The 25,496-nt window shown below is 28.2% G+C and carries 24 protein-coding genes and 1 other annotated feature; of the genes, 4 read left to right on the top strand and 20 right to left on the bottom strand.

Annotated features, from left to right (window positions below; all coding sequences use genetic code 11):
• Positions 1-325: 325 nt before the first annotated feature.
• The 18 genes from LPC13_RS14235 to purR all read right to left on the bottom strand — a co-directional run bounded on the left by LPC13_RS14235 (position 326) and on the right by purR (position 18,120).
• A complete protein-coding gene (locus LPC13_RS14235) occupies positions 326-727 on the bottom strand; it encodes a S1 domain-containing RNA-binding protein (RefSeq protein ID WP_195244765.1) in 402 nt (133 codons plus the stop codon).
• A gap of 82 nt (positions 728-809) precedes the next feature.
• The gene (locus LPC13_RS14240) at positions 810-1,091 is read right to left on the bottom strand and encodes an FtsB family cell division protein (RefSeq protein ID WP_005212839.1); all 282 of its coding nucleotides are present in this window, start codon (positions 1,089-1,091) and stop codon (positions 810-812) included.
• An 80-nt stretch (positions 1,092-1,171) separates the two neighbouring features.
• Positions 1,172-1,564, bottom strand: coding sequence for a spore cortex biosynthesis protein YabQ (gene yabQ / locus LPC13_RS14245; RefSeq protein WP_005212841.1), 393 nt, complete (start codon positions 1,562-1,564; stop codon positions 1,172-1,174).
• 10 nt (positions 1,565-1,574) lie between these two features.
• On the bottom strand, positions 1,575-1,856 hold the full coding sequence (yabP, locus tag LPC13_RS14250; protein WP_005212843.1) for a sporulation protein YabP: 282 nt from the start codon (positions 1,854-1,856) through the stop codon (positions 1,575-1,577).
• A gap of 53 nt (positions 1,857-1,909) precedes the next feature.
• Positions 1,910-2,170 (bottom strand): RNA-binding S4 domain-containing protein, encoded by a 261-nt coding sequence (locus LPC13_RS14255; RefSeq protein WP_040419267.1) that lies wholly within the window; start codon positions 2,168-2,170, stop codon positions 1,910-1,912.
• Between the two features lie 81 nt (positions 2,171-2,251).
• The gene (locus LPC13_RS14260; RefSeq protein ID WP_005212847.1) at positions 2,252-2,527 is read right to left on the bottom strand and encodes an HU family DNA-binding protein; all 276 of its coding nucleotides are present in this window, start codon (positions 2,525-2,527) and stop codon (positions 2,252-2,254) included.
• Positions 2,528-2,780: 253 nt separating this feature from the next.
• Positions 2,781-4,229 carry a bifunctional methyltransferase/pyrophosphohydrolase YabN gene (gene yabN, locus LPC13_RS14265; protein ID WP_005212854.1) on the bottom strand — a complete coding sequence of 483 codons (1,449 nt, stop codon included), beginning with the start codon at positions 4,227-4,229 and terminating at the stop codon, positions 2,781-2,783.
• 16 nt (positions 4,230-4,245) lie between these two features.
• Positions 4,246-5,775, bottom strand: a complete 1,530-nt coding sequence (locus LPC13_RS14270) for a putative polysaccharide biosynthesis protein (protein ID WP_005212855.1) — start codon at positions 5,773-5,775, stop codon at positions 4,246-4,248.
• An 83-nt stretch (positions 5,776-5,858) separates the two neighbouring features.
• Complete coding sequence (gene spoVT / locus LPC13_RS14275) at positions 5,859-6,407, bottom strand: stage V sporulation protein T (protein ID WP_005212856.1); 549 nt, start codon at positions 6,405-6,407, stop codon at positions 5,859-5,861.
• Positions 6,408-6,642: 235 nt separating this feature from the next.
• Positions 6,643-7,656, bottom strand: a complete 1,014-nt coding sequence (locus LPC13_RS14280; protein ID WP_005212857.1) for a peptidylprolyl isomerase — start codon at positions 7,654-7,656, stop codon at positions 6,643-6,645.
• An 80-nt stretch (positions 7,657-7,736) separates the two neighbouring features.
• On the bottom strand, positions 7,737-11,261 hold the full coding sequence (gene mfd, locus LPC13_RS14285) for a transcription-repair coupling factor (protein ID WP_234088909.1): 3,525 nt from the start codon (positions 11,259-11,261) through the stop codon (positions 7,737-7,739).
• Between the two features lie 24 nt (positions 11,262-11,285).
• Positions 11,286-11,861, bottom strand: a complete 576-nt coding sequence (gene pth, locus LPC13_RS14290) for an aminoacyl-tRNA hydrolase (protein ID WP_005212861.1) — start codon at positions 11,859-11,861, stop codon at positions 11,286-11,288.
• A gap of 149 nt (positions 11,862-12,010) precedes the next feature.
• The gene (locus tag LPC13_RS14295; protein WP_234088910.1) at positions 12,011-13,144 is read right to left on the bottom strand and encodes a S1C family serine protease; all 1,134 of its coding nucleotides are present in this window, start codon (positions 13,142-13,144) and stop codon (positions 12,011-12,013) included.
• A gap of 31 nt (positions 13,145-13,175) precedes the next feature.
• Entirely contained in the window at positions 13,176-14,588 is a 1,413-nt protein-coding gene (locus tag LPC13_RS14300; RefSeq protein ID WP_005212865.1) for a sensor histidine kinase, read from the bottom strand.
• The gene (locus tag LPC13_RS14305; protein WP_195244759.1) at positions 14,589-15,275 is read right to left on the bottom strand and encodes a response regulator transcription factor; all 687 of its coding nucleotides are present in this window, start codon (positions 15,273-15,275) and stop codon (positions 14,589-14,591) included.
• Positions 15,276-15,413: 138 nt separating this feature from the next.
• Complete coding sequence (locus LPC13_RS14310) at positions 15,414-16,373, bottom strand: ribose-phosphate diphosphokinase (protein WP_195244758.1); 960 nt, start codon at positions 16,371-16,373, stop codon at positions 15,414-15,416.
• A gap of 529 nt (positions 16,374-16,902) precedes the next feature.
• Positions 16,903-17,184, bottom strand: coding sequence for a septation regulator SpoVG (gene spoVG / locus LPC13_RS14315; RefSeq protein ID WP_005212877.1), 282 nt, complete (start codon positions 17,182-17,184; stop codon positions 16,903-16,905).
• A 120-nt stretch (positions 17,185-17,304) separates the two neighbouring features.
• Positions 17,305-18,120, bottom strand: coding sequence for a pur operon repressor (purR, locus tag LPC13_RS14320; protein ID WP_005212880.1), 816 nt, complete (start codon positions 18,118-18,120; stop codon positions 17,305-17,307).
• Between the two features lie 388 nt (positions 18,121-18,508).
• Between purR and murC the strand changes: the two genes are divergently transcribed.
• Both murC and LPC13_RS14330 read left to right on the top strand, forming a co-directional pair.
• Entirely contained in the window at positions 18,509-19,885 is a 1,377-nt protein-coding gene (murC, locus tag LPC13_RS14325) for a UDP-N-acetylmuramate--L-alanine ligase (protein WP_005212884.1), read from the top strand.
• A gap of 51 nt (positions 19,886-19,936) precedes the next feature.
• Positions 19,937-20,755 carry a purine-nucleoside phosphorylase gene (locus LPC13_RS14330; RefSeq protein ID WP_005212886.1) on the top strand — a complete coding sequence of 273 codons (819 nt, stop codon included), beginning with the start codon at positions 19,937-19,939 and terminating at the stop codon, positions 20,753-20,755.
• Positions 20,756-20,804: 49 nt separating this feature from the next.
• Here the strand turns inward: LPC13_RS14330 and LPC13_RS14335 are convergent, their stop codons facing one another.
• Positions 20,805-21,881: a M24 family metallopeptidase gene (locus LPC13_RS14335; protein ID WP_234088911.1), complete on the bottom strand. Its 1,077-nt coding sequence runs from the start codon at positions 21,879-21,881 to the stop codon at positions 20,805-20,807.
• A 217-nt stretch (positions 21,882-22,098) separates the two neighbouring features.
• Here LPC13_RS14335 and LPC13_RS14340 point away from each other — a divergent pair, with 217 nt between their 5' ends.
• Positions 22,099-22,797: a metallophosphoesterase family protein gene (locus tag LPC13_RS14340; RefSeq protein ID WP_005212889.1), complete on the top strand. Its 699-nt coding sequence runs from the start codon at positions 22,099-22,101 to the stop codon at positions 22,795-22,797.
• A 118-nt stretch (positions 22,798-22,915) separates the two neighbouring features.
• Here LPC13_RS14340 and LPC13_RS14345 read toward each other — a convergent pair whose 3' ends face one another.
• Positions 22,916-23,590 carry a cytochrome b5 domain-containing protein gene (locus LPC13_RS14345; RefSeq protein WP_051040725.1) on the bottom strand — a complete coding sequence of 225 codons (675 nt, stop codon included), beginning with the start codon at positions 23,588-23,590 and terminating at the stop codon, positions 22,916-22,918.
• Between the two features lie 98 nt (positions 23,591-23,688).
• Positions 23,689-23,913: a binding site (T-box leader), on the top strand.
• 76 nt (positions 23,914-23,989) lie between these two features.
• On the opposite strand from LPC13_RS14345, the gene asnS reads away from it, so the two are divergent.
• Positions 23,990-25,384: an asparagine--tRNA ligase gene (gene asnS / locus LPC13_RS14350; RefSeq protein WP_195244755.1), complete on the top strand. Its 1,395-nt coding sequence runs from the start codon at positions 23,990-23,992 to the stop codon at positions 25,382-25,384.
• Positions 25,385-25,496 lie beyond the last annotated feature (112 nt).

Here is a 25,496-nt window from a genome sequence, read left to right on the forward strand (position 1 = left end):
ACCGGAATCGAACCGGTACGGTATCGCTACCGCAGGATTTTAAGTCCTGTGCGTCTGCCTGTTCCGCCACTTCAGCATGTTTTGTTTTGCGTCGTCTACCTGACGACAAAATTAATTATATAGCATCAACATAATACTGTCAACATTTTTTTGTATTTTTTTTATTTTTTATTTAAATTCTCTTAAACCCTAGTAAAATAGCCATTTTTACGACTATAAAAAGCTTAATCTTTAAATATTTTATATTAAATAAATAAATTTTTTTAAAAAATATAGGAGTTGGATTCACCAACTCCTCTATATATTAAATCTATTTATTTATCTTTTAAAAGCCTTTTTTGCTTTTTCCTTTAAATTCTTGATGCTTTTTAAAGTCTTGTTGTCTTTCTTCACTGTCCTTTAAAAATCTTGACATTATATCCTCAAAATTTGCTGGAGCTACTTTCTTCTTTTCTTGAGTCCATTCTATCTCTGCTGGTCTTACTGATTTCTTCTTTATATTAGCTTGCTTTATAGATAAGCTAATCTTCCCATTATCATCAATAGAAATAACCTTTACTTTTACTTTATCTTGTTCATTAAGGTGTTGTCTTATGTCTTTAACAAAAGAATCTGCAACCTCTGAAATGTGAACTAACCCTGTTTTTCCTTCAATCTCTACAAACGCTCCAAAGTTTGTGATATTTACCACTGTACCCTCTAATATGTTTCCTGCCATTAAGGTCATTTTACAAAGAATCCTCCTTAAATTTTAATAATTTATATTATTAATAATAACCTTATTATTATTAATTTAAACATTAGTAACACTATTCTTGATTTTTTATTGAGCTAACTTGTTGTTCGCCTTCCTTAATTAGCCCTAATCTTTCCCTAGCTAACTTTTCTAGATAACTATTTCCAGTCTGAGCACTTTCTAATTCGGCTTCTAACTTTGAGTTTTTTTCTTTTAATTCTTCCAGTTGTTTAGTTTGAATAGCAATATCATTTTTTATTCTTTTTAATACGATTCCTTGCTTAATTAAACTTAAAGTAAAAACAGAACAAATTAAAATAATCATTATCCCTGTAAGGTTTGTTTTTTTTCTCATAAAAATAGTACCTTCTTTTATAACATTCTATAAATATATTTTAAACACTCTACATATTTTATTCAAGCTATTTTTTTGTACTAATTATTTTTTCCAGTTAAATTATAAAAGATTACCTTAAAAGGATATATTAAATTCTTAAATAATATTCTACTGACCTTTATAATCATATTTAGAATAATTACTTCAGCTTTTATTACACTTTCGCTTATAAATTTTATGTATACAGCTAAAGAGATTAACATAAATACATATACATATGGTCCTAAAAAAGCATAATTCTTATAAAGTAAAAAGGCAAATACTATCATCGCTGCAAGAACCCAAAACAATATATCTTCAATGACAATTATTACTTTTACATTTATATTACCTCTTATAATTCTATATAAATCAAACATTGCTCCTGTTAATATACCCGCAATTATTGCATAAAAAATTATACTAAATTGTATGTCTGTTGGTAACGGCATAAAATCTCACCTACTTAAATAATTTTTCTATTAGACTTTGTTTTTCTTTTTTAATATCCTTTCCACTATATACAATATAAGATATATTTCCCATTATTATTATATCCCCATTTTGTACATCTAATTTATTCATTTTAAGATCAGAACCTTTTATTGTTAAGTTTCCTAGTTTAGTATTCAAGAATATTTTCTCATCATCAAAGCTAATTACTTCTAATACTCCTGTAAGCGTCATTTTCTGTCTATTTTCCAAAACAATATTTCCTTTATTTTCTTCAATTTTCTTTTCCATATATTTAATCCTCCATATATTTCTTTATTAAATATATGAAGGATTTTTAAAAATTATTCTCTATCTTCTACACCCTCTAGAATTTCGTACATTTCTTTAGCATTTTCTTTTCTTACATGTTCTGCAATATTTATTATTCTTGCTTTTAACTTTCTAGTTGCAAAAGTAATCTCGATTATATCGCCCTCTTTTACATCTGTTGATGGCTTTGCAATTTTGTCATTTATAGATACTCTTCCACCTTCACATGCCTCTTTAGCTACTGTTCTTCTTTTTATTATTCTTGAAACTTTTAAATACTTATCTAATCTCATATTATCTCCTTCATTTCCATCAATAATCAAATAATTTTATATATCAAAAAACCCGAGATAACTCGGGTTTAAAATTTATAATTACTTATTAACTCTTTCTTTGAACTCTTTTCCTGCTTTGAAAACTGGAACAGTTGAAGCTGGAATGCTTATAGTTTCTTTAGTTCTTGGATTTCTACCTTCTCTTGCAGCTCTTTCTCTAGTTTCAAAAGTACCAAATCCAACTAATTGAACTTTATCACCACTTTCTAAAGCTTCTTGAACTGAATCAATGAATGCTTTTAAAGCTGCTTCTGCATCTTTCTTTGTTAATTGGCTTTTTTCTGCCATGCTAGTAATTAATTCTGCTTTATTCACGATTTACATCCTCCTTAAATAAACAGTTAAATCTTTGTAGTTAACTATTCTACTTATGTACTATAACTACATTCTCTTATTATATATCCACTTTATTAAGTAGTCTATAGAAATATGGGCTTTTTTCTATAAAAATATAATTATTACAACTTTTTCATGTAGTATAGCATATTTTAATATTCTCTCTTAAATACTATTCTTCACAAGTTTTAAAATTCCTTCTTAAAACTTACGTAAAATAGCTATCTTTTTACTAATCGTATTTCTTTGACTCTTCCCATAATAAATTCATTTCATCTATTGTAGAGCTTTTTATGTCTTTTCCTGCTTTTGAAAGTTCTTTTTCAACAAAAGCAAATCTTTTTATGAACTTGTTTATAGACTTATTTAAAGCTTCTTCTTCATCAACCTCTAATAATCTACTAACATTTACGCAAGCAAATAATAAATCCCCAACTTCATTCATTATTTTTTCCCTATTATTGGTTTTATATACATCTAAAATTTCATTTTTTTCCTCTTCAACCTTTGTAGCTGCCTCAATTACATCCTTAAAATCAAATCCAACTTTTGCAACCTTCTTTTGAACCTTATGAGCTTTTATTAATGCTGGTAAAGTTTTAGCTATTCCTTCTATTTCTTCTGTAATAGTTTCATAGTTTTTTTCTTGCTTCTTTAATTCATCCCAATTCTTTAATACTTCTTCTGAAGTATTTGCAACTGTATTTCCAAATACATGTGGATGTCTATAAATCATTTTAGAAGTAATAACTTCTATAACATCAGAAATATTAAAATACCCATCTTCTTTACCTATAACAGAATGGAATACTACTTGTAGTAATACATCCCCTAATTCTTCTATTAATCCATCTATATCATCATTTTCTATAGCTTCTATTACCTCATAAGCTTCTTCTAAAAGACAATTTTTAATACTTTCATGTGTCTGTTCTCTGTCCCATGAACAACCTTCTTCACTTCTTAATACTTCTATTGTATTTACTAAATCATAAAAGTCTTTTTTATTGTTAGTATCTTTAGGAATATATACTGATGTTAAATAATCTATGTCCTCTTGCATATCAAGCTCATATATAGGAATCTTTCTTATAGATTCCTCTCCCTCTATTCCTGCTGCTCTTACATAATATATTTCTGTTTCATCATGATAATATTCAAGTAATTCTAATTTAACTTCTGAAGCAATTAGAGAATTATATACTTGTGTTATTATTGTTCCTATTCTTTTATCTAAAATTTGATTTTTTATATCGAATGCATCTATAATCTTTAAACCTTCAATAGGGTCTATTTGTAGTCTATCCATCATTGCATCAACAAAACTAACAGCCGGTAATATTTTATATTCAATATTATTTTCATCACATAAATTTATTAAATTTAATACTGATCTTTCTGCTACAAGTGGATGTCCTGGAACTGCATAAACAAGTTCACCTTTTTCCTTATATTCTTCAATCATATTTTTTGCAATATTAGAATATACCTCATCAAAGCTACTTCCTTCTTCATAGTATTTATCGCAAGTTTTAAATGATTTTAATCCTTCTTTTAAATAATCTACAGTAGGATGCTTTTCTGTTCTAAAATACAAATTTTCACTTTCTTCTAAAGCCTTAACTGCACCTATAGTCAATGCATCTGGTGAACCTGGTCCTAATCCAACTATTTTTATCATAAGATACTCTCCTTAATTACTTTCTTACTAATCTACTCTTTATTTCATCTATTTCGAAAACTTTTAAGACTAGAATAGCTATTATATATATAATAATACCCATAAATACTGATAATAAGCAAGAAATACTATTACTTTGTATTTTTCCCATTATAAATGTATAAGTAATCATTACTGATATAATCATTATTAATGCTGCATATGCCGGCTTTACGAAAGACTCATAAATATTCATCCTACACTTTGTTTTACTCTTAAGAGATATAACATTTAATATAGTTACTATAATATATGCAGCAACACTTGCTATAACAGCTCCAAATATATTTAAACTTGGAATTGGCACCAATACACAAGTTAATACTACTTTAACTCCACACCCTATTATAAGATTAACAACTGGTCTAATATAATGATTAGTTGCTTGAAGTATGGATGTAGTAGTTTGGGTTATTATAACAAAGGGTATTGATAAGGAAAGATATCTTAGTATTTCTATTCCTTCATATTTATCAAAAAATACTAATTTCATTATAGGTCCTGCCAAGCAAAATAGACCTAACGTACATGGAAATGCTATAATTGCTGACAACTTCATAGACATACTTATTTTGTTTTGCATTTCTTCTTTTCTGTTAAGTATATAGGCCTCAGCGATTATAGGAATTAAAGATGTGCATATAGCCATAGATAATGTTAATGGTACATTTACTAATACCGCAGCTTTTCCTGTAAGTTGTCCATATAATGCTGTTGCATTAGTAACACCTGATTCTAATAACTTTTGTGGTACTAATATTGAATCTATTAAATTCATTATAGTTCCTACTGTAGCACCTATAGATATAGGAATTGCCATTTTTAAAATACTATTTAGCAAAACTGTATTTGTTTTTACTTTCTTTATTCCCATTTCTTTTTTTACTTTAATATACTTAAAACCTAAATATATTAATGCTATAAAAGCTCCTCCTGCTGCACCAAAAGCAGCTCCTCCTGCTGAAACTTCTATTCCTTTTGGAAATAAAATATATGCTAGTCCAACTCCAATAACTACTCTACCTATTTGTTCTAAAATTTGTGAAATTCCTGAAGGTGTCATGTTTTGTAATCCTTGAAAAAAGCCTCTAAAAATAGTCACAAAAGATATTATTGCAGGTGCAAAAGCTATTCCTATTAGTGAATAATACGACTTCATATCCCACTTTAAAAAATTAATTATTGGTTTTGCAAAGAAATATAATATCAAAGAAGTTCCTATTCCAAGTATAGCCATCAAATATGCCGATTCTTTAACTACCTCAAAACTTCCATCAATATCATTAACTGCATTTCTTTCAGAAATCATTTTAGATACAGCAACAGGTACTCCAGATGCCATAGCTACAAAAAACATATATAGAGGATAAGACAATTGATAATATCCTATTCCCTCATCTCCTATAAGCATTATTAAGGGCCATCTAAAAAAAAATCCTAAAACCTTTGCCAATATTCCAGCAATACCTAAAACCAAACTCCCCTTTATAAGTGATTGCTTCTTCATAAAATACCTCCAAACTTAAATTACTCCTCCTATTAATTATTATTTAAAGCTTAGAGGTATTATTACTTTTCTAATATAAAAACTTATTGTTCCATTTGCTTTCCTAAAAAAGCAGCTGCAGTTTCTGATAATTTCAATTCTAACTCATTAAATTTTTCTCCACTGTTTTTAGATACTATTAAAACTGCACCTATTGCATCTCCTTCTGCAATAATTGGGGCAATTACTTGACTACTATACTCACCATTTTCTTCATCACTATGTAGTGGAATTGTTTTACTATCTTCAGTTATAATTACTGGTTTTCTATCATTCATTACATTTTCAAGTTCAGTGCTTATTTTTCTTTCAAAATAATCCTTTTTGGTAGCCCCACTCACTGATATAAAAGCGTCTTTATCTGCAATTAAGACAATATGTCCAATAGCTTGTTGTAAGCTTTCAGCATATTCCTTTGAGAAATCTGTTAGTTCCCCAATAGGTGAATATTTTTTAAGTATTACCCCACCTTCTCTATCAGTAAATATCTCTAGAGGATCTCCTTCTCTTATTCTTAAAGTTCTTCTTATTTCTTTAGGTATAACAACTCTTCCTAAATCGTCAATACGTCTAACTATTCCTGTAGCTTTCATTATTATGAGTTACCTCCTTCATTAGTTTATATAATTAACTGCATTATTATTATTTGAAGTATTAGAAATTTTATACACATCTACCCAATATTTATTATTGTCCATCTAATGAGGAATTCTATGAAGTCTATGGTAATAAAAAAGTAAATTTTATATTAATTTATAACAAAAAAGAAGTTGTGTAATTTATTTTGCACAACTTCCTTTTTTATTATTTATAACCTAAAGATATCTATTATAATTTATCTTCGTAAGTTTTAACGTTTAATTCATTTTTCCATTCTTCCACTTGCTTTGTGAAAGCTTCATTTTTCTTAGTATATTCTAAGCTTGATTTAATTTGATCTTTAACTTCATCTAATGGAGTTACAGTAGCTTCAGCTACAACATCAGTAACTTTTATTATATGGTATCCAAATGAGCTTTTAACTGGTGCTGAAACTTCACCTTCCTTTAATACTTTAAATCCAGCTAAGAAATCTGTATCAAAGTTTTCTTGTTCATTTTCAACATATCCTAAATCTTCTGCTAAAGGTTTTATTCCTGATGATGCATTTCCTTCATATTCAGCAAATAAATCTTCAAAAGTAGTTTCTCCTGAATCTATTTTAGCCTTAGCTGCAGCTGCTTCTTCTTCAGTTTCAAATAAAATATGTTTTGCATTTGCACCAGGATTTTTAGTGTAATTAGCTATATTAGTATCGTAGTATTCTTTTATTTCATCATCAGTTACTGTAATGTCTTTAGTAACAGCATCTTGTACCTTCTCTGTTTTTACTATATTAGTAACAAATGTATCAAATTTTTCATCTGTCATTCCATAGTATTCTAATGCTTGTTGTAATCCTTCTTCTCCACCATATATTTCTTTAAACTTTTCCTTTTCAGCTTCTATATCACTTGCTAGCTCTTCATCTGAAGGAATATATCCAAGCTCAGTTCCCTTTGTTATTATTACTTTTTCTTCTACTAATTGACTTAAAACACTTTGTCTTGCCGCCTTTAATTGCTCTTTAATTGTATCGTCTAAATTTTCTTCGTAGTTTTCTCCATATTGCTCTTTTAAGTAATCTATGTCGGCTTGTAATTCACTATCAACATCAGCTAAAGTGATATTTTCACTTCCAACCTTAGCTAAGACAGTTTTTTGAATTGCTTCTGGAGTTTTCGCTATCATATTACATCCTACAGTTGTAAATGCCATAGCTGTAATAGCCGCAATAGCTACAATATTTTTTATCTTTCTCAATTTTTTTCCCTCACTTTACATTATTTTTACTTTCACTACTTAGTATATCAGTATTATCCTTTTTATTCAAATTTTACTGTCTAATTTTTATGTGAATTTTCAATCAATTCTTTTAGAATTTCTTTATAGAAATTAATCGCCTCTTCTTTTTTTATTGTATTTAATTTTATAGCAAAGAATGGAATATCTCCAAAATATAATATTATATTTTCTTTATATTTCTTTAGCAGTATTTTATATATATTATTGAAGTCTTTATACCCTTGTTGGAATTTAAATCTAACCTCTTTAGGTGTTTCTTTTATTTCTTCAATTAATAATTCTTTAGCTAAACTTTTTATATAAGCTATATCCATTAAATTATATACAGCTTCTGGTAATGCTGAATATCTATCTTCTAACTCTTCTTTAATATCTTGATACTCTTCTAAGCTTTCAATTGCAGCTATCTTTTTATAAATTTCTATTTTTTGAATTTCATCTTGTATATATGATGATGGTATATATGCATCAATCTTTATGTCGACTGTTGTTTCAATAGGTTCCTTATCAATTTCACCCTTTATTAGCTTAACTGTATCTTCTAACATTCTACAATATAAATCATATCCTATTGCTGCCATGTGTCCATGTTGAGATGATCCCATCATATTTCCGGCACCTCTTATTTCTAAATCTCTCATGGCTATTTTGAATCCTGAACCTAATTCTGTAAAGTCTTTTAATGCCTTTAATCTTTTTTCTGCAATTTCAGTTAACACTTTATCTTTAGTATATATGAAATATGCGTATGCAATCCTATTTGATCTACCAACTCTACCTCTTAATTGATACAACTGTGATAATCCCATTTTATCGGCATTATTTACAATCATAGTATTTACATTTGGAATATCTATACCAGTTTCTATTATAGTTGTACATACTAAAACATCATATTCCTTATTCATAAAATTCATCATTTCTGTTTCTAATTCTTTTTCTGTCATTTGCCCATGTATAATTCCAACTTTACATTCTGGAACCAATTCTCTTATATAATTTGCCATTCCTTCTATACTCTCTACTCTATTATATACAAAGTATACTTGGCCTCCACGACCCATTTCTCTAAGAATAGCATCTCTTATAAGCTGATCATTTTGTTCAACAACATAAGTTTGAATAGGATATCTTTCTTCCGGTGGTGTCTCTATTACTGATATATCTCTAACTCCAGTAAGGGACATATGAAGAGTTCTTGGAATAGGTGTTGCACTTAAAGTTAATACATCAACATTTTTCTTTAAATTCTTTATTTTTTCCTTTTGAGCTACTCCAAATCTTTGCTCCTCATCTACTATAAGTAATCCTAAATCTTTAAATTCAATATCTTTTGAAACTAATCTATGAGTACCAATTAAAATATCTACATTTCCCTCTTTTAAAGCTTTTAATGTTGCTCTTTGTTCTTTTGTACTTCTAAATCTACTTATCATATCTATTTTTACAGGGAAATCTGAAAATCTCTTAGTTAAATTTTTATAGTGTTGCTCTGCAAGAATAGTTGTAGGAACTAAAAATGCTACTTGTTTTCCATCCATAACTGCCTTAAACGCTGCTCTTATTGCAACTTCTGTCTTTCCATAACCAACATCACCACAAAGTAATCTATCCATTGGTTTATCTGACTCCATGTCCTTCTTTATTTCTTCTAGTGAAGATAATTGGTCTGGAGTTTCTTCATATGGAAATTCATCTTCAAATTGTTTTTGCCATTCTGTATCTTTAGAATATTTATAGCCCTTTAATGCAGCTCTAGTAGCATAAAGTTTTACTAAATCTTCGGCAATTTCATTTATAGATTTTCTTACTTTTGCTTTTGCCTTTTGCCACTCTGTTCCTCCTAATTTATTAATTTTAGGAGTATTTCCTTCGCTACCTATATACTTTTGAACTAAATCTAATTGATCTACTGGTACATATAATTTGTCACCTTTATCATACACAATATCAAGATAATCCCTAGTGTTACCAGCTACATCAATTTGTTTAATGCCTTTAAATACACCTATACCATGATTCGCATGTACAACATAATCTCCAGGTTTAAGTTCAGTAAAGCTTGTTATTTTTCCAACGCCTTTTTTCTTGTTTTTCTTTTTTGGTAATACCTTTTTAGCTTCTCCAAAGACCTCTTTATCTGAAATAACAGAAACCTTAAAATCTGGACATTCAAATCCTTTAATCAAATTACCAAAAGTTATTACAGCTTCACCATATTCTATAGAATCTACATTATCCTTGTATACACTCTCTACTTCCATATCACGTAAAGTTTTTACTAATCTTTCTCCTCTAGTTCGAGTTCCTGCAAGGATTAATGTTTTATATCCTTTTTCTTTTCTTTCTTTTATATCATTTACTAATAAATCAAATTGACCATTATAATTGCTTAATGATGTTTGTTTAAGTTCTATATCTTTAAACAATGATATAATATCGTTTCTTCCATCAAACGTACTTAATGTTATCAGGTTGCTCTTTTCCAAATTAATAAAAATTTCATCATTATCTATAAGAAGCTTATTTTGAGATGGTAATATATCTCCTCTTTGTAAAAACGAAGTATAATTTTCATTAAACTCATAATATATACTATCTATCTTTCCTTTACATCTTTTTATATCATCAACAATAAAAGTAAAACCTTCTAAGTAATCAAAAAATGTCTCCATTTTATCATAAAAGAATGGTAAATAACTATCTATAGTTTCAAATGTTGATGTTTCCTTTAACATTTCTAAATTTTTATTTACTATTCTTCTTAATTTATCTACTCTATCTTCATCTTTCTTTGATGAATTTTCTATTACCGAATTTAATTCTTCAGTTATTCCATTTATTGCCTTTTCCTTGACTTCTTCATCAACTATAACTTCTTTTGCTGGAAAAATATCGAATTTATCTATCTTTTCTATGCTTCTTTGAGATTCAATATTAAAAGTTCTTATAGAATCTATTTCATCTCCAAATAACTCTATTCTATATGGATAAACAGCATTAGGAGGGAAAACATCAAGTATCCCTCCTCTAAATGAAAATTCACCTTTTCCTTCAACAACTTCTACTCTTTCATATCCACAATTCATTAACTTTGTAGAAATATCTTTTAAATCAACCTCTTCACCTTGTTTTATAGTTAAACTATATTCTAAATATTTTTGTTTTGGTGTATATAAAGTTGTCATCGCATCGACGGACGTTACAATTATCTTCTTTTCTCTTTTTTTAAGTATTTCGTTTATGACTTTAAGTCTGGCCCATCTTAAATCCCCTGAAATAGCATCAACAGTATAAAATACTACTTCTCTTATAGGTAAAAAATAAACATCTGTCGAGTACAGACTTAAATCTTCATAAAGATTTTTTGCATCTATTTCATTATGCGTAATAACAACAATTGAATTATCTACCTTTTCAAAAATCCCATTTATCACATAACTTTTTCCAGAATCCGATAATCCCGATAAATTAATAGGAAGCTGACCCTTTTGTAAGCATCCTATAACTTCACTAAAATTGCTACTTTCTTCTAAGGGTCTCATCAGCCCTTTCAATCTCATTTTTTCCACCTGCCCTATTCTCAATTAACCTTCATTACATGCATTAAATCCATTAAATTTATTCATTGCATCTTTAACATCATTTTTTAACATTACATTTACAGCCTCTTCTGTTGCTATTAATGTCTTTCTTAAAACATTTATTTCTTCTTCATTAAATTTACCTAATACATGTGAAACTAAATTTCCCTTTGGTGCTCCTACACCTATTTTTACTCTTGGAAAAACATCAGTCCCTAAATTAGCAATTATGCTTTTTATACCATTGTGTCCACCATGACTTCCCTTTTCTCTTATTCTAAGTCTTCCCACATCTAGACTAATATCATCATAAATAACTATTATTTCTTCATTTGATATCTTGTAAAAGTTAACTACCTCTCTAATACTTTCTCCACTTAAATTCATATATGTAGTAGGTTTTAATAATATTACTTTTTTGCCATTTATTAAACCTTCTCCAAATATACCTTTAAATTTTATCCTATTTAACTCTATATTATACTTATCAGCTATGTAATCTACAGCTTCAAATCCTATATTATGTCTCGTTCCATTATATTCACTTCCTGGATTACCTAACCCTACTATTAAAAACATTTATTTTTCCTCCGTTATTTAAAATTAACTATTTTATATTATACCATTTTTTTCAATAATAAAAGTTTTTTATTATTGAATTTACCCTCGTTATATTTAATTTAAAAGTAAAAATTTAGGCTAATTCTATTTTTGAATTAGCCTAAATTTTATTCTGTTACTTTTATCTCAACTTCCTTTAATTCTCCATCACTTAAAATGCTACATTCTAAAATATCATCCTTCTTTTTACTTTGCAATATATATATAATATCTTCAACATTTATCACTTGGTGACCATCAATCTTAACAATAATATCTGTTGGCTTAATTCCAGCTTTATAAGCACTTCCATTTTTTACTAATTCATCAATGTAAAACCCTGTAAATTCACTCATTTTATCAACTATTATTCCGCCCTCTTTTATTCCCAAAATACTTTTAAATGAATTGGTTGAATTTACCATTTCCTGAAGCCCACTTATTTCTAAGCCATAATAAAGCCCATTTTCATTTTTTTCTTTTGTAATAGTTAGATTTGCAAGTGCAATTACTTCTCCATTGGAATTACAAATTACTCCACCAGTATTTTTATTATTTATCACAGCACTTACCTGCAATAATGAATACTCTCTATTATCTTTATTTAGTATTTTCTCATCTCTTGATGTTATTATTCCAGGAATAACACTGCCAACATAATCGCTATTTATAGCATTTCCTAATATAACAATTCCTTGCCCTTCTTTTATATCATTAATTTCTGCAATTTTTACAGCTTCTAGTTCTTCCTCAACGCTTATTTTTATAATAGCTAAATCTATACTTTCATCAAATACTAATAACTTAGCTTCTATAGGCTCTTCCATTGTTTTGTATAAATTAACAAAAATCTGACTTTTATTTTTTATAGCAGAATAATTTGTTAATATTATTCCATTAGAATCTATCACTACTCCTGTAATATTATTATCAAAATACTTTTTTTCCAAAAGTTTGTCTTTAGAATCACTTATTGTAACTAAAGAAGGTGCTACTTCTTTTATAATTTTTGTATAATCTAAGATTATTGTATCCCCATTTTTTTCAACATTCTGGATTCGCTTTATTAGACCGCCATATCTATATGTAATACTTATATTTGATATAAAAGCTCCTAGAATACTAACTACTAATATATACAAAATAATCTTTATAAGTATTTTAAATTTTATTCTTTTATTATTCTTATTTTCAAAAATTATATTGCTTATTTTATAGTGTGGAGTTCTTGACGTATTTTTATTCTTTTTATAATTTGTCATACTCTCCTCCAATACTATCTATATAAAAATTCTATTCTATATTTCTTTTCAGCGTAAAGGTAAAATTTACTCCTTTACCCTCAATATTATTAACCCAAACATCCTCATTATGCTGAGATAAAATTAATCTTACTATAGGTAATCCAAGCCCTGTACTAATCTTATTTGTTCTAGATTTATCACTTTTATAAAATCTATCCCAAATATGCTTAATATCTTCATTATTTATATTTTCTCCAGTATTAAATATACTTACAAAAATCTTTTCTCCCTTTACATTTATATTTACTTCTATTTGACCATTATCATTGCTATATTTTATTGCATTTTCTAACAAATTAGTCAAAACTTGAATTATCCTATCCCTATCTCCAATTGCAAAACATCTCTTATCGCATAATGTAACTTTAACACTTAATCCCTTTGCTTTTATCTTACCTTCTAAGTTCAAAATACATAAACTAACTACTTGATTTATATCGAACTCTGATATATTTAAATTAAACTTTCCACTTTCCATTGCAGATATGTCTAATAAATCATTAACTAATCTTGCTAATCTATCAATTTCATCATAAACTATTTTTAAATAATAATTTTCTTTATCCTTAGGAATAACTCCATCTAATATTCCACCAACAAATCCTTTGATTGATGTTATTGGTGACCTTAATTCATGAGAAACATTTGATATAAATTCTTTTCTTATGTTATCAGACTCTTCAATGGATTGTGCCATTATATTAAATGATTCTGCAAGTTCTCCTATTTCATTATCATTAATTACTTTTACTCTTTTAGTTACTTCCCCTTTAGTTAATTTTTTAGCTGCACTATTTAATTCTTCTATAGGCTCTACCACTAAAACTTCCGCAAAATATTTAACTATACACGCAGCAATTATTATAGCCATAACTACAGATACCCATATAGTAATTATCATCTGTCTACTACTTACTTGTTCTTTTTCTATCATTACTATATATCCATCTAATTGCTCATTAAAATAAATAGGTTTAATATATGCTCCTAAATTATGCCCTTCATTATTTTTAATTATGTTCTTTTTATGATGCAACTTATCTGAAGTAATTGTAATATTATCTGGTATATCTAGCTTAGTATACTTTAAATTACTATACTCATCATTAGATATCATATAAACATATCCTAATTTATCTATAACCACTCCATCCATATTATTAGTAAAGCAGGTTACCTTTAATAGCTTATTTATATCTTCATATGTTCCCTCTTGATATCTTATATAATTAGCAATTGATTGTGAAACAATATCTAATTGTTTGCTTAATGTACTTATCTTTTCTTTTTCATCACTTTGATAAAACCATACACTTATTATTAATCCAACTAGTATTAATACAACACCTGTTATTGAAGAGAAAGTGATAATTAGCTTTCTTACTATACTGTTTTTTTTCACTTATCTCACCTCAAATTTATATCCAACACCCCAAACAGTTTGAAGCTCCCACTCATCTCCACCTTTAACCTTTTCCCTTAATCTTTTTACATGAACATCAACTGTTCTAGAATCTCCTGGATAATCATATCCCCAAACCTCATACATTAACTGCTCTCTTGTAAATACCTTATTAGGATTGCTCGCCATAAAATATAATAATTCTAATTCTTTTGGAGCAAGCTTTACATTACTGCCTTTATAGGAAACTTCATATGCTCCAATATCTATTACTAAATCAGTATATTCAATAATATCATTACTTTTATTATCAGCAATATATCTTCTAGTTACAGCCTTAACTCTAGCTATCAATTCTTTCGGGTCAAATGGCTTTACCACATAGTCATCTGCTCCTAATTCTAATGCTAATACTTTATCAAATGTTTCACCTTTTGCAGTTAACATTATTACAGGGATGTCAGTATTCTTTCTTATAAATTTCAATACTTCTATTCCGTCTTTACCAGGTAACATAATATCCAATATAACAAGCCCTATATTTCCTTCTGAAATTATATTACATGCATCATTTCCATTAAAACATCTTTTAGTAGAATACCCTGAACTCTTCAGGTACACATCTATTAATTCATTTATATGCGTATCATCATCTACAATTAATATTTTTCCTAATTTATCTTCCATATCTTTCACCATCCTTAATTAATATTTTATACTAGAATTTTAAAAACAATAATAAAATTTTTATAAAATTTACATTTGTTACACATTATTAAAAAATATATGAAAAAGGTGCTGCTTACGCAACACCCTTCTATATTATTAATTTTCAAATAACTTACTTATTGGCTCATCATCATAAATTCTTTTAATTGCTTCAGCAAATAATGGTGCAACTGAAATTGACTTAAACTTTTCTAATCCTTCTCCCTCTGGAAGCGGAATAGTGTTTAACATTACTAACTCTTCAATTGCAGAAGCATTTATTCTTTCAAAAGCTGGGCCTGATAAAACACCATGAGTACAACATGCATAAACATTTTTTGCTCCTAAATCCTTTAAAGCATTTGCTGCATTTGCTATAGTTCCTGCTGTATCTATCATATCATCAATTAGTATACATCTCTTGCCCTTTACCTCACCAATTATATTCATTATTTCTGAAACATTGGCTTTAGGTCTTCTCTTATCGATAATTGCAATTGGTGCATTTAACTTATCAGCAAATTTTCTAGCTCTTGTAACACTTCCTAGATCTGGTGATACTACTACTACATCATCTTTATCTTTAAAACCTTGTTCTACAAAATTTCTAGCTAATATTGGTGAACCAAGTAAATGATCTACTGGAATATTAAAGTATCCTTGAATTTGAGATGCATGTAAATCCATAGTTAATACTCTATCTGCACCTGCTGCTGTTAATATATCAGCAACTAATTTTGCTGTTATTGGATCTCTTGATTTTGCCTTTCTATCTTGTCTAGCATATCCATAGTAAGGAATAACTGCTGTAATTCTTCCTGCAGATGCTCTCTTAAATGCATCTATCATTATTAATAATTCCATTAAATTATTATTAACTGGTGAACTTGTAGATTGTACTATAAATACATCAACACCTCTTACAGTTTCATTAATATCAACAGATATTTCTCCATCGCTAAAAGTAGATACCTTAGAATTTCCAAGTGGTAATCCTAGTAAATCTGCAATCTCTTTTGCTAATTCAGGATGTGAATTTCCTGTAAATATCTTTATTTTCTTTCCATGAGCTATCATAATTATGAGACCCTCCTTAAATATTATAACAATGTTTGCCATATTTTTATCTTATAGTTTATATAAATAAGAATTACTTCTTAATAAGACCTCTTGTTTCTACTCATCCTTGTATTCTAATATATGTTAAATGAAATACTTTAGTATTATTACCAATTTTAGATTTTTTATTTCAACAAAATCACCAATTCTTACATGATTTTCTATAATTATTTCTATACGTATATATGTAAATGTTCCAATAGCTGTATATTATCTGAAACTTATATCTTAATTATTTTAAGGACAAATTTTAAAATAAACTTAGAAACGTTCGTCAATATTCTCATATATTATATTTCATTAAGTAGAGTATTTCAACCTTACATAAACGAAAGCCAGTATTTTAATTATTTTAGTTAATCATACATATTTAACATTTAACAAATCACACGTTCCTTTTTATTTCAAAACGTTCATGATATTTTTTACTATTAATTAAATATAAATAAAATAAGAGAGGTTATATGCCTCTCTTATTTTATATTCATTATTCACCTATAACAACGTTTTCCTCTTCCATCGCTACTTCATAAGCAGCTAATATAGAAGCTTGGATTTTTTCTCTTGTTTCAGTGTTTATTGGATGAGCTATATCTTTAAACTCACCATCTGGTGTTTTTCTACTTGGCATTGCTATAAACAAGCCGTTTTGTCCTTCTATTACTTTAATATCATGGACAACAAATTCATTATCAAATGTTACAGAAACTATAGCTTTCATTTTTCCTTCTGCTGCTATTTTTCTGATTCTAACGTCTGTGATTGTCATTTCACTACACCTCCAGTTGCTTTTATAAATTATATATTTCTATAAAAAGTTTAAAAACCCTTTTTTTTACTTAAATATTTTTTAAATTTTTCCATATATAATTTAGCAACTGAATTTTTACTATTTAATTAATTTTGATGGTTCAAGATTTAATTTTTCAGTTTCTTTGTCGTATTCTAATTCTATAATTGATACATAATCTGAAGCACATTTTGTTTCTACTCCGACATTATCAACTAATACTCCTGTACCTACTAATTCACTATCAAATTCTTTTAATAAATCTTTTATTCCTTTAGCTGTTCCGCCACCTCTTAGGAAATCGTCAATAAACACACACTTACTTAAAGGCTTCATTGATTTTTTTGCTAAGCACATTTGTTGTATTCTTCCACTAGTACCAGAAACATAGTTAATAGTTACCGTTGGTCCTTCTGTAACTTTATTATCTTTTCTAATGATAACAAGTTCTATACCTAAACTTTTGGCAACTTCATATGCTAGAGGAATTCCTTTTGTTTCTACAGTAACTACATAGTCAATATTCATTCCTTTAAAATGAGATGCTAATATAATACCAGCTTTACTAACTATTTGTGGATTATACATTATATCAGTTAAATAAATAAATCCACCTGGTATTATTCTTCCTTCTTCTAATAGTGCATTGCATAATTCATTTGCAAAATCCTCTCTAGCACTCTTCCCCATCTTAGGAATAAATTTTATTCCTCCTGCCGCACCAGAAATAGTTTCAACAGAACCCATTTCCAATTTTTCTAACACTTCTCTTACTATTACTATATCTTCACTTATTGTAGACTTAGCTGCATTTAAAAGTTCCGAAAATCTATTTAATCCAATAACTTTATTCGGTGTTTCTATTAATATCTTAGTAATGGCTACAACTCTATTGTTCCTAGTTAATTTTTCCATTAATATCACCTTCCTTTTTTTCTCAAAAACACGAATTATTTCAAATTCCTACTGTGCAATATTCATATTTTATTCTATATTAAATACATTATCAATAGTTTTTGCTTATTTTCAAGCAATTCTTCATAATAAATATTATTTATAATTTATATATTTATAAAAATCATATTATTGCTTATAAACGCTTCATTAATAACATTTTGTTCTTTTTTGTCACAAAATATTTTATATATTTTTTATTTTTTGTGTTCAATATAATAAATTTGTATATAATTATAAATGAAACATCTTTTCTATATTCTAGATATAAATTTATATCCTAATTTATTATATCTTTTTTATAGTACAGATGTAAGTTTATATTTACCAAGTTAAAGGGGTTGATATCTTGTCTTTCGATTTAAATTCAGATAAAAACAAAAAAGTACATTTTATAGGTATTGGCGGAGTCAGTATGAGTGGACTTGCTGCTGTACTATTAACTAAAGGTTATAACGTATCAGGTTCAGATGCTAAAGAATCTGAAGTTTTAGATAAATTAAGAAAATCAGGCGCAGAAATATACATAGGTCATAAAAGTGAAAACTTAAAAAATGTTGATTTAGTAGTATATACCGCAGCTATTCCTGATAGCAATCCTGAAATAATTGAAGCTAAAAACAAAAATATAGAACTAATGGATAGAGCAGAATTTTTAGGTTATATTATGAAGGGACATAAATATAATGTTGCAGTAGCTGGAACTCACGGAAAAACTACTACTACTTCAATGCTTTCTCATATAACATTAAGTGCTAATTTAGATCCTACTATATTAGTTGGTGGTGATGTAGATGCTATTCATGGTAATTATAAAATAGGTGAAAGTGAATATTTTGTAACTGAAGCTTGCGAGTATAAAGCGTCATTTTTAAAATTCTATCCCTATATAGGAATAGTTTTAAATATAGATGCAGATCACTTAGATTACTATAGAGATTTAAATCACATCAAAGAGACCTTTAAAAAATTCTCTGATTTAATTCCAGAAGATGGTTATTTAGTTGGTTGTGCTGAAGATGCTAATGTTTTAGAAGTTATTAATTATGCAAAATGTAAAACTATTAGCTATGGATTTACTAAAGGTGATGTTACAGCCTCTAATATTTCTTTCAATAATAAAGGTTGTGCAACATTTACAGTATGTAAACATGGAGAAAAATTATTTGATGTTACTTTAAGTACAACTGGTAAGCATAATATATTAAATGCACTTGCTACTATTTGTACATCTTTAATTTTAAATATTCCTAAAGAGTCAATAATAAAGGGACTAGCTGAGTGCAAAGGTGCTCATAAGAGGTTTGAATACAAAGGTGAATTTAATGGTGCAACTATAATAGATGATTATGCTCATCATCCAGTTGAAATAAAAGCAACTTTATCAACTGCAAAACTTATTGAGCACAATAAAACTTACTGTGTTTTCCAACCGCACACTTATACTAGAACAAAAACTCTTTTTGATGAATTCACTACATGCTTTTCATCTGCAGATGAGCTTATCTTAATGGATATCTATGCTGCAAGAGAAAAAGACACTGGTTTAGTTTCTTCTATTGAACTTGGAGATGCTATAAGAAAAACAGGAATGAACTGCATAAACCTTCATAGTCATGAAGAAGTTGCAAATTATCTTGCTTCAAAGGTTAAAGAAAATGATTTAGTTCTTACAGTAGGAGCAGGAGATGTAGTTAAGGTTGGAGAAATACTATTAAATAAATAGCTTATATCATAAATTTAATATACATTTGACGAAAAATAAGAGGTGATTTTAATGGATTTATTAACACAAATCAAAGCATCTGCTGAATTTATTTCAAAGCAAAGTAAATATAAACCTGAAATTGGATTAATACTTGGCTCTGGACTTGGTTCGCTAGCAGATACTATAGAAGATGCTGAATACTATAATTATTCTGATATACCAAACTTCCCTACTTCAACAGTTGAAGGTCATGCTGGTAGATTAGTTATAGGTAAACTTGGCGGCAAACAAGTCGTTGCTATGCAAGGAAGATTCCATTATTACGAAGGATATTCAATGGAGAAAATAACTTTTCCAGTAAGAGTAATGAGACTTTTAGGGGTTTCTAAATTAATTGTTACTAACGCTTGTGGCGCTGTTAATAAAGATTTTAATGCGGGAGACTTAATGGTAATAACTGATCATATAAACTTCTCTGGTTCAAATCCACTATTTGGACAAAACTTGGATGAATTCGGCCCAAGATTCCCAGATATGTCTGAGGCTTATAGCTTAGAACTTAGAAATAAAGTTTTAGAAGCTGGTAAGGAACTTGGAATTAAACTGCAACAAGGTGTTTATGTAATGTTCTCAGGTCCTACATACGAAACTCCTGCTGAAGTAAGATTTGCTAAAGCTATGGGTGGAGATGCTGTTGGAATGTCTACAGTTCCTGAAGTTATCGTAGCAAATCATTGTGGAATAAAAACTGTAGGTATTTCTTGTTTAACAAATATGGCAGCTGGAATATTAGATCAACCTTTAAATCATGAAGAAGTTATTGAAACATCTGCTAGAGTTAAAAATGATTTTATAAAATTAATGAATAGAGTTATTGAAATACTATAAAAATGAAGTGAGCTATATAAGCTCACTTCACTTTTTTTATAATTCTAAACTATAATACAACTATTTCTTTAGTTACAGAATTTAAAACTTCACATCCATCCTTTGTTACAAGAACTAAATCTTCAATTCTAACTCCAATATTATCTTTTAAATAAATACCTGGTTCTACAGAAAAAATCATTCCTGCTTTAACTTCATCATCATTTACTGAACTAACATTTCCGAAATCATGAACTTCAATTCCTATGCTATGTCCTGTTCTATGAGTAAAGTATTCTCCATACCCTGCTTCAGTTATTAAATCTCTAGCTGCTTTATCTATATCAGAAAATCTAACGCCTTCCTTAATTATAGAAATAGCCTTTTCATTAGCATTCTTAACTATGTTATAAATATCTGCATGCTCTTTACTTGGTTCTTTACCTATAAATACAGTTCTAGTCATATCTGAGCAATAGTTTTTATATTTTCCACCAATATCTAAAACTACACTATCTCCAAGTTTAATCTTATCTTTCCCAGTTCCATGATGCGGATCTGCTCCATTTGGACTAGTTGCTATTATTGGTGAAAATGAAAAACCTGATGCTCCACATTCCTCATAAATTTCTGATAAAAGATTTGAATAATATTTTTCAGAATATCCTGGCTTTAAATTGTTCCAAAGCTTTAGCATAACTTCATCATTTATTTTTGATGATTCTTTCATTATTTGAATTTCCTCTTCATCTTTTATCATTCTTAAAGTATCTAATATAGGTGATGAGTTAACAAAAGCCTTTACTATATTTCTATCCATAAGATCCATTAAAAATTGAGCTGGCCAAGTTTTATCTACTCCTAATACCTCTCCTTTTTTAATTATATTAGATAGTTTATCTATTGGATTTTCTATATCATCATACCAAACTATATCTACTCCTAAATTTTCATGTATAGGAAATAACTTATTAACTATTAATTTATGATTACCTTCACTATTTAAATATAAAGCAATTAACCTTTCACCTGGCCTAATCATTTTTCCTGTTAAATAGAAAATAGATTCTGGTGAAGTTACTATTATTTGCGGAATATTTTTTTCCACCATTTTACTTAATACCTTTTTTACTCTAGAATCTTTCATTATTCTGCCTCCAAAATTCAATTAAATTCCTTATGTTTATAATAACTTAAAATTTTTATATTATCCACTTTTTAATACTTTGTTGATATTTTTTTTGTTCATAGTGATATAATTATTATAAGACATTTTTTTAATATAACTTAAATATTGTAAGCTTAATAATTAACTTATAAAAATTTATTTTTTATGTTATTAAAAATATTTGGAGGATAACAAGATGAAAATAGCAGTTATATCAGATATTCATGGGAATATATATGCACTAATGAAAGCACTTGAAGATATAGATGAACAAAATGTTGATAAAATTATTTGCCTTGGAGATTTAGTTGGATATGGTCCTCATCCAAATGAATCTATTGCATTAATTAGAAGAAGAGAAATTCCTTGCATTAAAGGAAATTATGATGCTTCTGTAGTAGATGGTGATTATACCTTCATTAGAAATACTACAATTAATTCTTTTTCATTACCTTGGGCATGTAATGAGGTTAGAATCTCAAACAAATACTATTTAGATTCCTTACCAACCTCCTTAAGATATACTTTTAATGGAGTTAATATATTGTTCACTCACGGTAGTCCTAGCGCAATAAATGATTATCTTTTTGAAGATGCTCCTAACACAATTGAAGTTATGAAAGCATTAGAAGAGAATGTTTTAGTTTGTGCTCATACTCATATACCTTGTGCTAAAAAATATGGAGATAAATTATTGATTAACGTTGGTAGTGTTGGAAAACCTAAAATAGGACGACCTAATCCCACTTATGCAATTATAGAAATTACTGAAGATAAAGAAGTAAAAGTTCAATTCAGATATCTAGAATATGAATATAAAAGAATAATGAAAGATTGTATAATGTTAAACTTCCCATCTTCTATAACTAATTCATATGAAACAGGAAAAGAATAAATCTAAACTATAAAATTTATTATGTTCAAATAAATTATAAACTAACTTAGTAAAGACTAAGAGTAATTATATATTTATTAATATATAATTACTCTTAACCTTTCACTAAATATATAATTTACTCTATAATCTTTCCTATTACTCTTAATTTTTTTAATATATCCTTTTCAGATTTATGACAAGAATTAAAATACTCACTTAAATCCTTTCCTGCAACTAATCCATAATGCTTTCCACCATTCCACTGTTTCATATCAGTTACATCATATACTATCCCATCAACGACTACATATGCTGGATTATTTCCACTTCCATCAAATTGAGCTATTTCTTCTATTCTATAATATTTAATATCAGCTCTTTCTTCATTAGGATCTACTAATGTTCCAACAGCTTTAGCTTTATCTATTATGGATAATCTATTTGCATGACAATTTAAGTATTCTGAGCTTAAATCTTTTCCTGCACTTAGTCCAAAATGAATACCATTATCCCAACCATTAACTCCCTCCATATCATATACAATTCCATCGATAGCCACATATGCAGGATTTCCATTTCTACCATTATATTTTGATAATTCCTCTATGGTAAACATTTGCCCTCTTGAATGTTTTTTCATAGATTTTTTTACTTTCTTTTTCTCTTCTTCTAAATAATCAGATATCTCATCAAATACCTTATTCATAACTTTAATAATTGTTTCACAGTATTCCTTTGGATATGTTTGTAGCAAGACCTTTAATTGATTAATTTCACAATACTTTTCTTCTAAAAAATTCTTTTTAGACATTTTTTCCTCCAAAAACATTCTTTAAATATATATTATGAAATTAAGTTGCAAATGTTAGTAAAGTATCTTAAAATGATATTATTAAAATTAAATTTAAGTTTATTACTATGATGAGAAGAGTAGCTTTTAAATGTAGTCTTAGCGAATAAGGGATGGTGTGAGCCTTATACGAAGTTAATTGTGAAGAACATCTCGGAGTTTCTAACCGAACAAGCGTAAGCTTCTGTAGGCTTAGACGGCTAAATGTCGTTATTAATTTGCTAAGTGGCCTATTTTTAGGCAATTTGGGTGGTACCACGTAAGTTATTCCTTTCGTCCCATATTTCGGGATTGAAAGGTTTTTTTATTGCTTTTAATTAATTTGTAAATACAAAAATATATAATATACAGGAGGTTAACATGAAAGACACAAGTCTAGTAAAATCACTTTATAGAAATACTGAAGAATTTTTAAACACAGAAGTAACAATTTCTGGTTGGATAAGAACTTTAAGAGCATCTAACGCTTTTGGGTTTATTGAAGTAAATGATGGTAGCTTCTTCAAAAATATTCAAGTTGTTTTTGATAATAACTTAGAAAACTTTAAGGAAGTTTCAAAACTACCTATTAGCTCATCAATAAAGGTTATTGGTACTTTAGTTCCAACACCTGAAGCTAAACAACCTTTTGAAATTCAAGCAAAAGAAGTTGTTATTGAGGGGATGTCAGACTCTGATTATCCATTACAAAAGAAAAGACATACTTTTGAATACTTAAGAACAATTGCTCACTTAAGACCAAGAAGTAATGCTTTCTCAGCAGTATTTAGAGTTCGTTCTGTAGCAGCTTATGCAATTCATAAGTTCTTCCAAGATCAAGGATTCGTATACACTCACACTCCAATCTTAACAGGAAGCGATTGTGAAGGTGCTGGAGAAATGTTTAAAGTTACAACTTTAGACTTTGATAACATACCAAGAACTGAAGATGGAAAAGTTAATTACAAAGAAGATTTCTTCGGTAAAGAAACTAACCTTACAGTTTCAGGACAATTAAATGCAGAAACTTATGCATTAGCATTTAGAAATGTTTATACTTTTGGACCAACATTCAGAGCTGAAAATTCAAATACAGCAAGACACGCTGCTGAATTCTGGATGGTTGAGCCTGAAATAGCTTTTGCTGATTTACAAGATGATATGGAATTAGCTGAAAACATGTTAAAATACGTAATTAAATACGTTATGGATGAATGTCCAGAAGAAATGCAATTCTTTAATCAATTCGTTGAAAAAGGATTATTAGATAAATTAAATCATATAGTATCTTCTGATTTTGGAAAAGTTACTTACACTGAAGCAGTTGAAATATTAAAGAACTGTGGTAAGACATTTGAATATCCAGTTGAATGGGGAATTGACCTTCAAACTGAACATGAAAGATACTTAACAGAAGAAGTATTTAAGAGACCAGTATTCGTTACTGACTATCCAAAGGATATTAAAGCATTCTACATGAGACTTAACGATGATGGAAAAACTGTTGCAGCAACTGACTGTTTAGTTCCTGGAATAGGTGAAATCATTGGTGGTAGCCAAAGAGAAGAAAGACTTGATGTTTTAAAGGCTAGAATGGCTGAATTAGGTCTTAAGGAAGAAGATTACTGGTGGTACTTAGAACTTAGAAAATATGGAGAAACTAAGCACGCTGGATTCGGTCTTGGATTTGAAAGATTAATAATGTACATTACTGGTATGTCAAATATCAGAGACGTTATACCGTTCCCAAGAACTACAGGTCAATCAGACTTCTAATATCAAAAGAGCTATTGCAATTTAATGCAATAGCTCTTTCAGACTGCTGACAAAGTGTCAGTAGTCTTTAATTTTATACAAATATGTAATATAATTTAAAATATATTAATTT

This window comes from Clostridium celatum, assembly GCF_021412605.1.
In the GTDB taxonomy this organism is placed as follows: Bacteria; Bacillota; Clostridia; order Clostridiales; family Clostridiaceae; genus Clostridium; species Clostridium celatum.

Bases quoted from the DNA above. Each gene is read 5' to 3' on its own strand.
- yabP (WP_005212843.1), bottom strand. From the start codon at position 1,856: ATGGAAAAGAAAATTGAAGAAAATAAAGGAAATATTGTTTTGGAAAAT.
- purR (WP_005212880.1), bottom strand. From the start codon at position 18,120: ATGGAAAAATTAACTAGGAACAATAGAGTTGTAGCCATTACTAAGATA.
- asnS (WP_195244755.1), top strand. From the start codon at position 23,990: ATGAAAGACACAAGTCTAGTAAAATCACTTTATAGAAATACTGAAGAA.
- spoVG (WP_005212877.1), bottom strand. From the start codon at position 17,184: ATGACAATCACAGACGTTAGAATCAGAAAAATAGCAGCAGAAGGAAAA.
- yabQ (WP_005212841.1), bottom strand. From the start codon at position 1,564: ATGCCGTTACCAACAGACATACAATTTAGTATAATTTTTTATGCAATA.
- pth (WP_005212861.1), bottom strand. From the start codon at position 11,861: ATGTTTTTAATAGTAGGGTTAGGTAATCCAGGAAGTGAATATAATGGA.
- LPC13_RS14345 (WP_051040725.1), bottom strand. From the start codon at position 23,590: ATGTCTAAAAAGAATTTTTTAGAAGAAAAGTATTGTGAAATTAATCAA.
- mfd (WP_234088909.1), bottom strand. From the start codon at position 11,261: ATGAGATTGAAAGGGCTGATGAGACCCTTAGAAGAAAGTAGCAATTTT.
- LPC13_RS14240 (WP_005212839.1), bottom strand. From the start codon at position 1,091: ATGAGAAAAAAAACAAACCTTACAGGGATAATGATTATTTTAATTTGT.
- LPC13_RS14310 (WP_195244758.1), bottom strand. From the start codon at position 16,373: ATGATAGCTCATGGAAAGAAAATAAAGATATTTACAGGAAATTCACAT.
- spoVT (WP_005212856.1), bottom strand. From the start codon at position 6,407: ATGAAAGCTACAGGAATAGTTAGACGTATTGACGATTTAGGAAGAGTT.
- yabN (WP_005212854.1), bottom strand. From the start codon at position 4,229: ATGATAAAAATAGTTGGATTAGGACCAGGTTCACCAGATGCATTGACT.
- LPC13_RS14255 (WP_040419267.1), bottom strand. From the start codon at position 2,170: ATGAGATTAGATAAGTATTTAAAAGTTTCAAGAATAATAAAAAGAAGA.
- LPC13_RS14295 (WP_234088910.1), bottom strand. From the start codon at position 13,144: ATGACAAATTATAAAAAGAATAAAAATACGTCAAGAACTCCACACTAT.
- LPC13_RS14335 (WP_234088911.1), bottom strand. From the start codon at position 21,881: ATGAAAGATTCTAGAGTAAAAAAGGTATTAAGTAAAATGGTGGAAAAA.
- LPC13_RS14340 (WP_005212889.1), top strand. From the start codon at position 22,099: ATGAAAATAGCAGTTATATCAGATATTCATGGGAATATATATGCACTA.
- LPC13_RS14305 (WP_195244759.1), bottom strand. From the start codon at position 15,275: ATGGAAGATAAATTAGGAAAAATATTAATTGTAGATGATGATACGCAT.
- LPC13_RS14235 (WP_195244765.1), bottom strand. From the start codon at position 727: ATGACCTTAATGGCAGGAAACATATTAGAGGGTACAGTGGTAAATATC.
- LPC13_RS14270 (WP_005212855.1), bottom strand. From the start codon at position 5,775: ATGAAGAAGCAATCACTTATAAAGGGGAGTTTGGTTTTAGGTATTGCT.
- LPC13_RS14330 (WP_005212886.1), top strand. From the start codon at position 19,937: ATGGATTTATTAACACAAATCAAAGCATCTGCTGAATTTATTTCAAAG.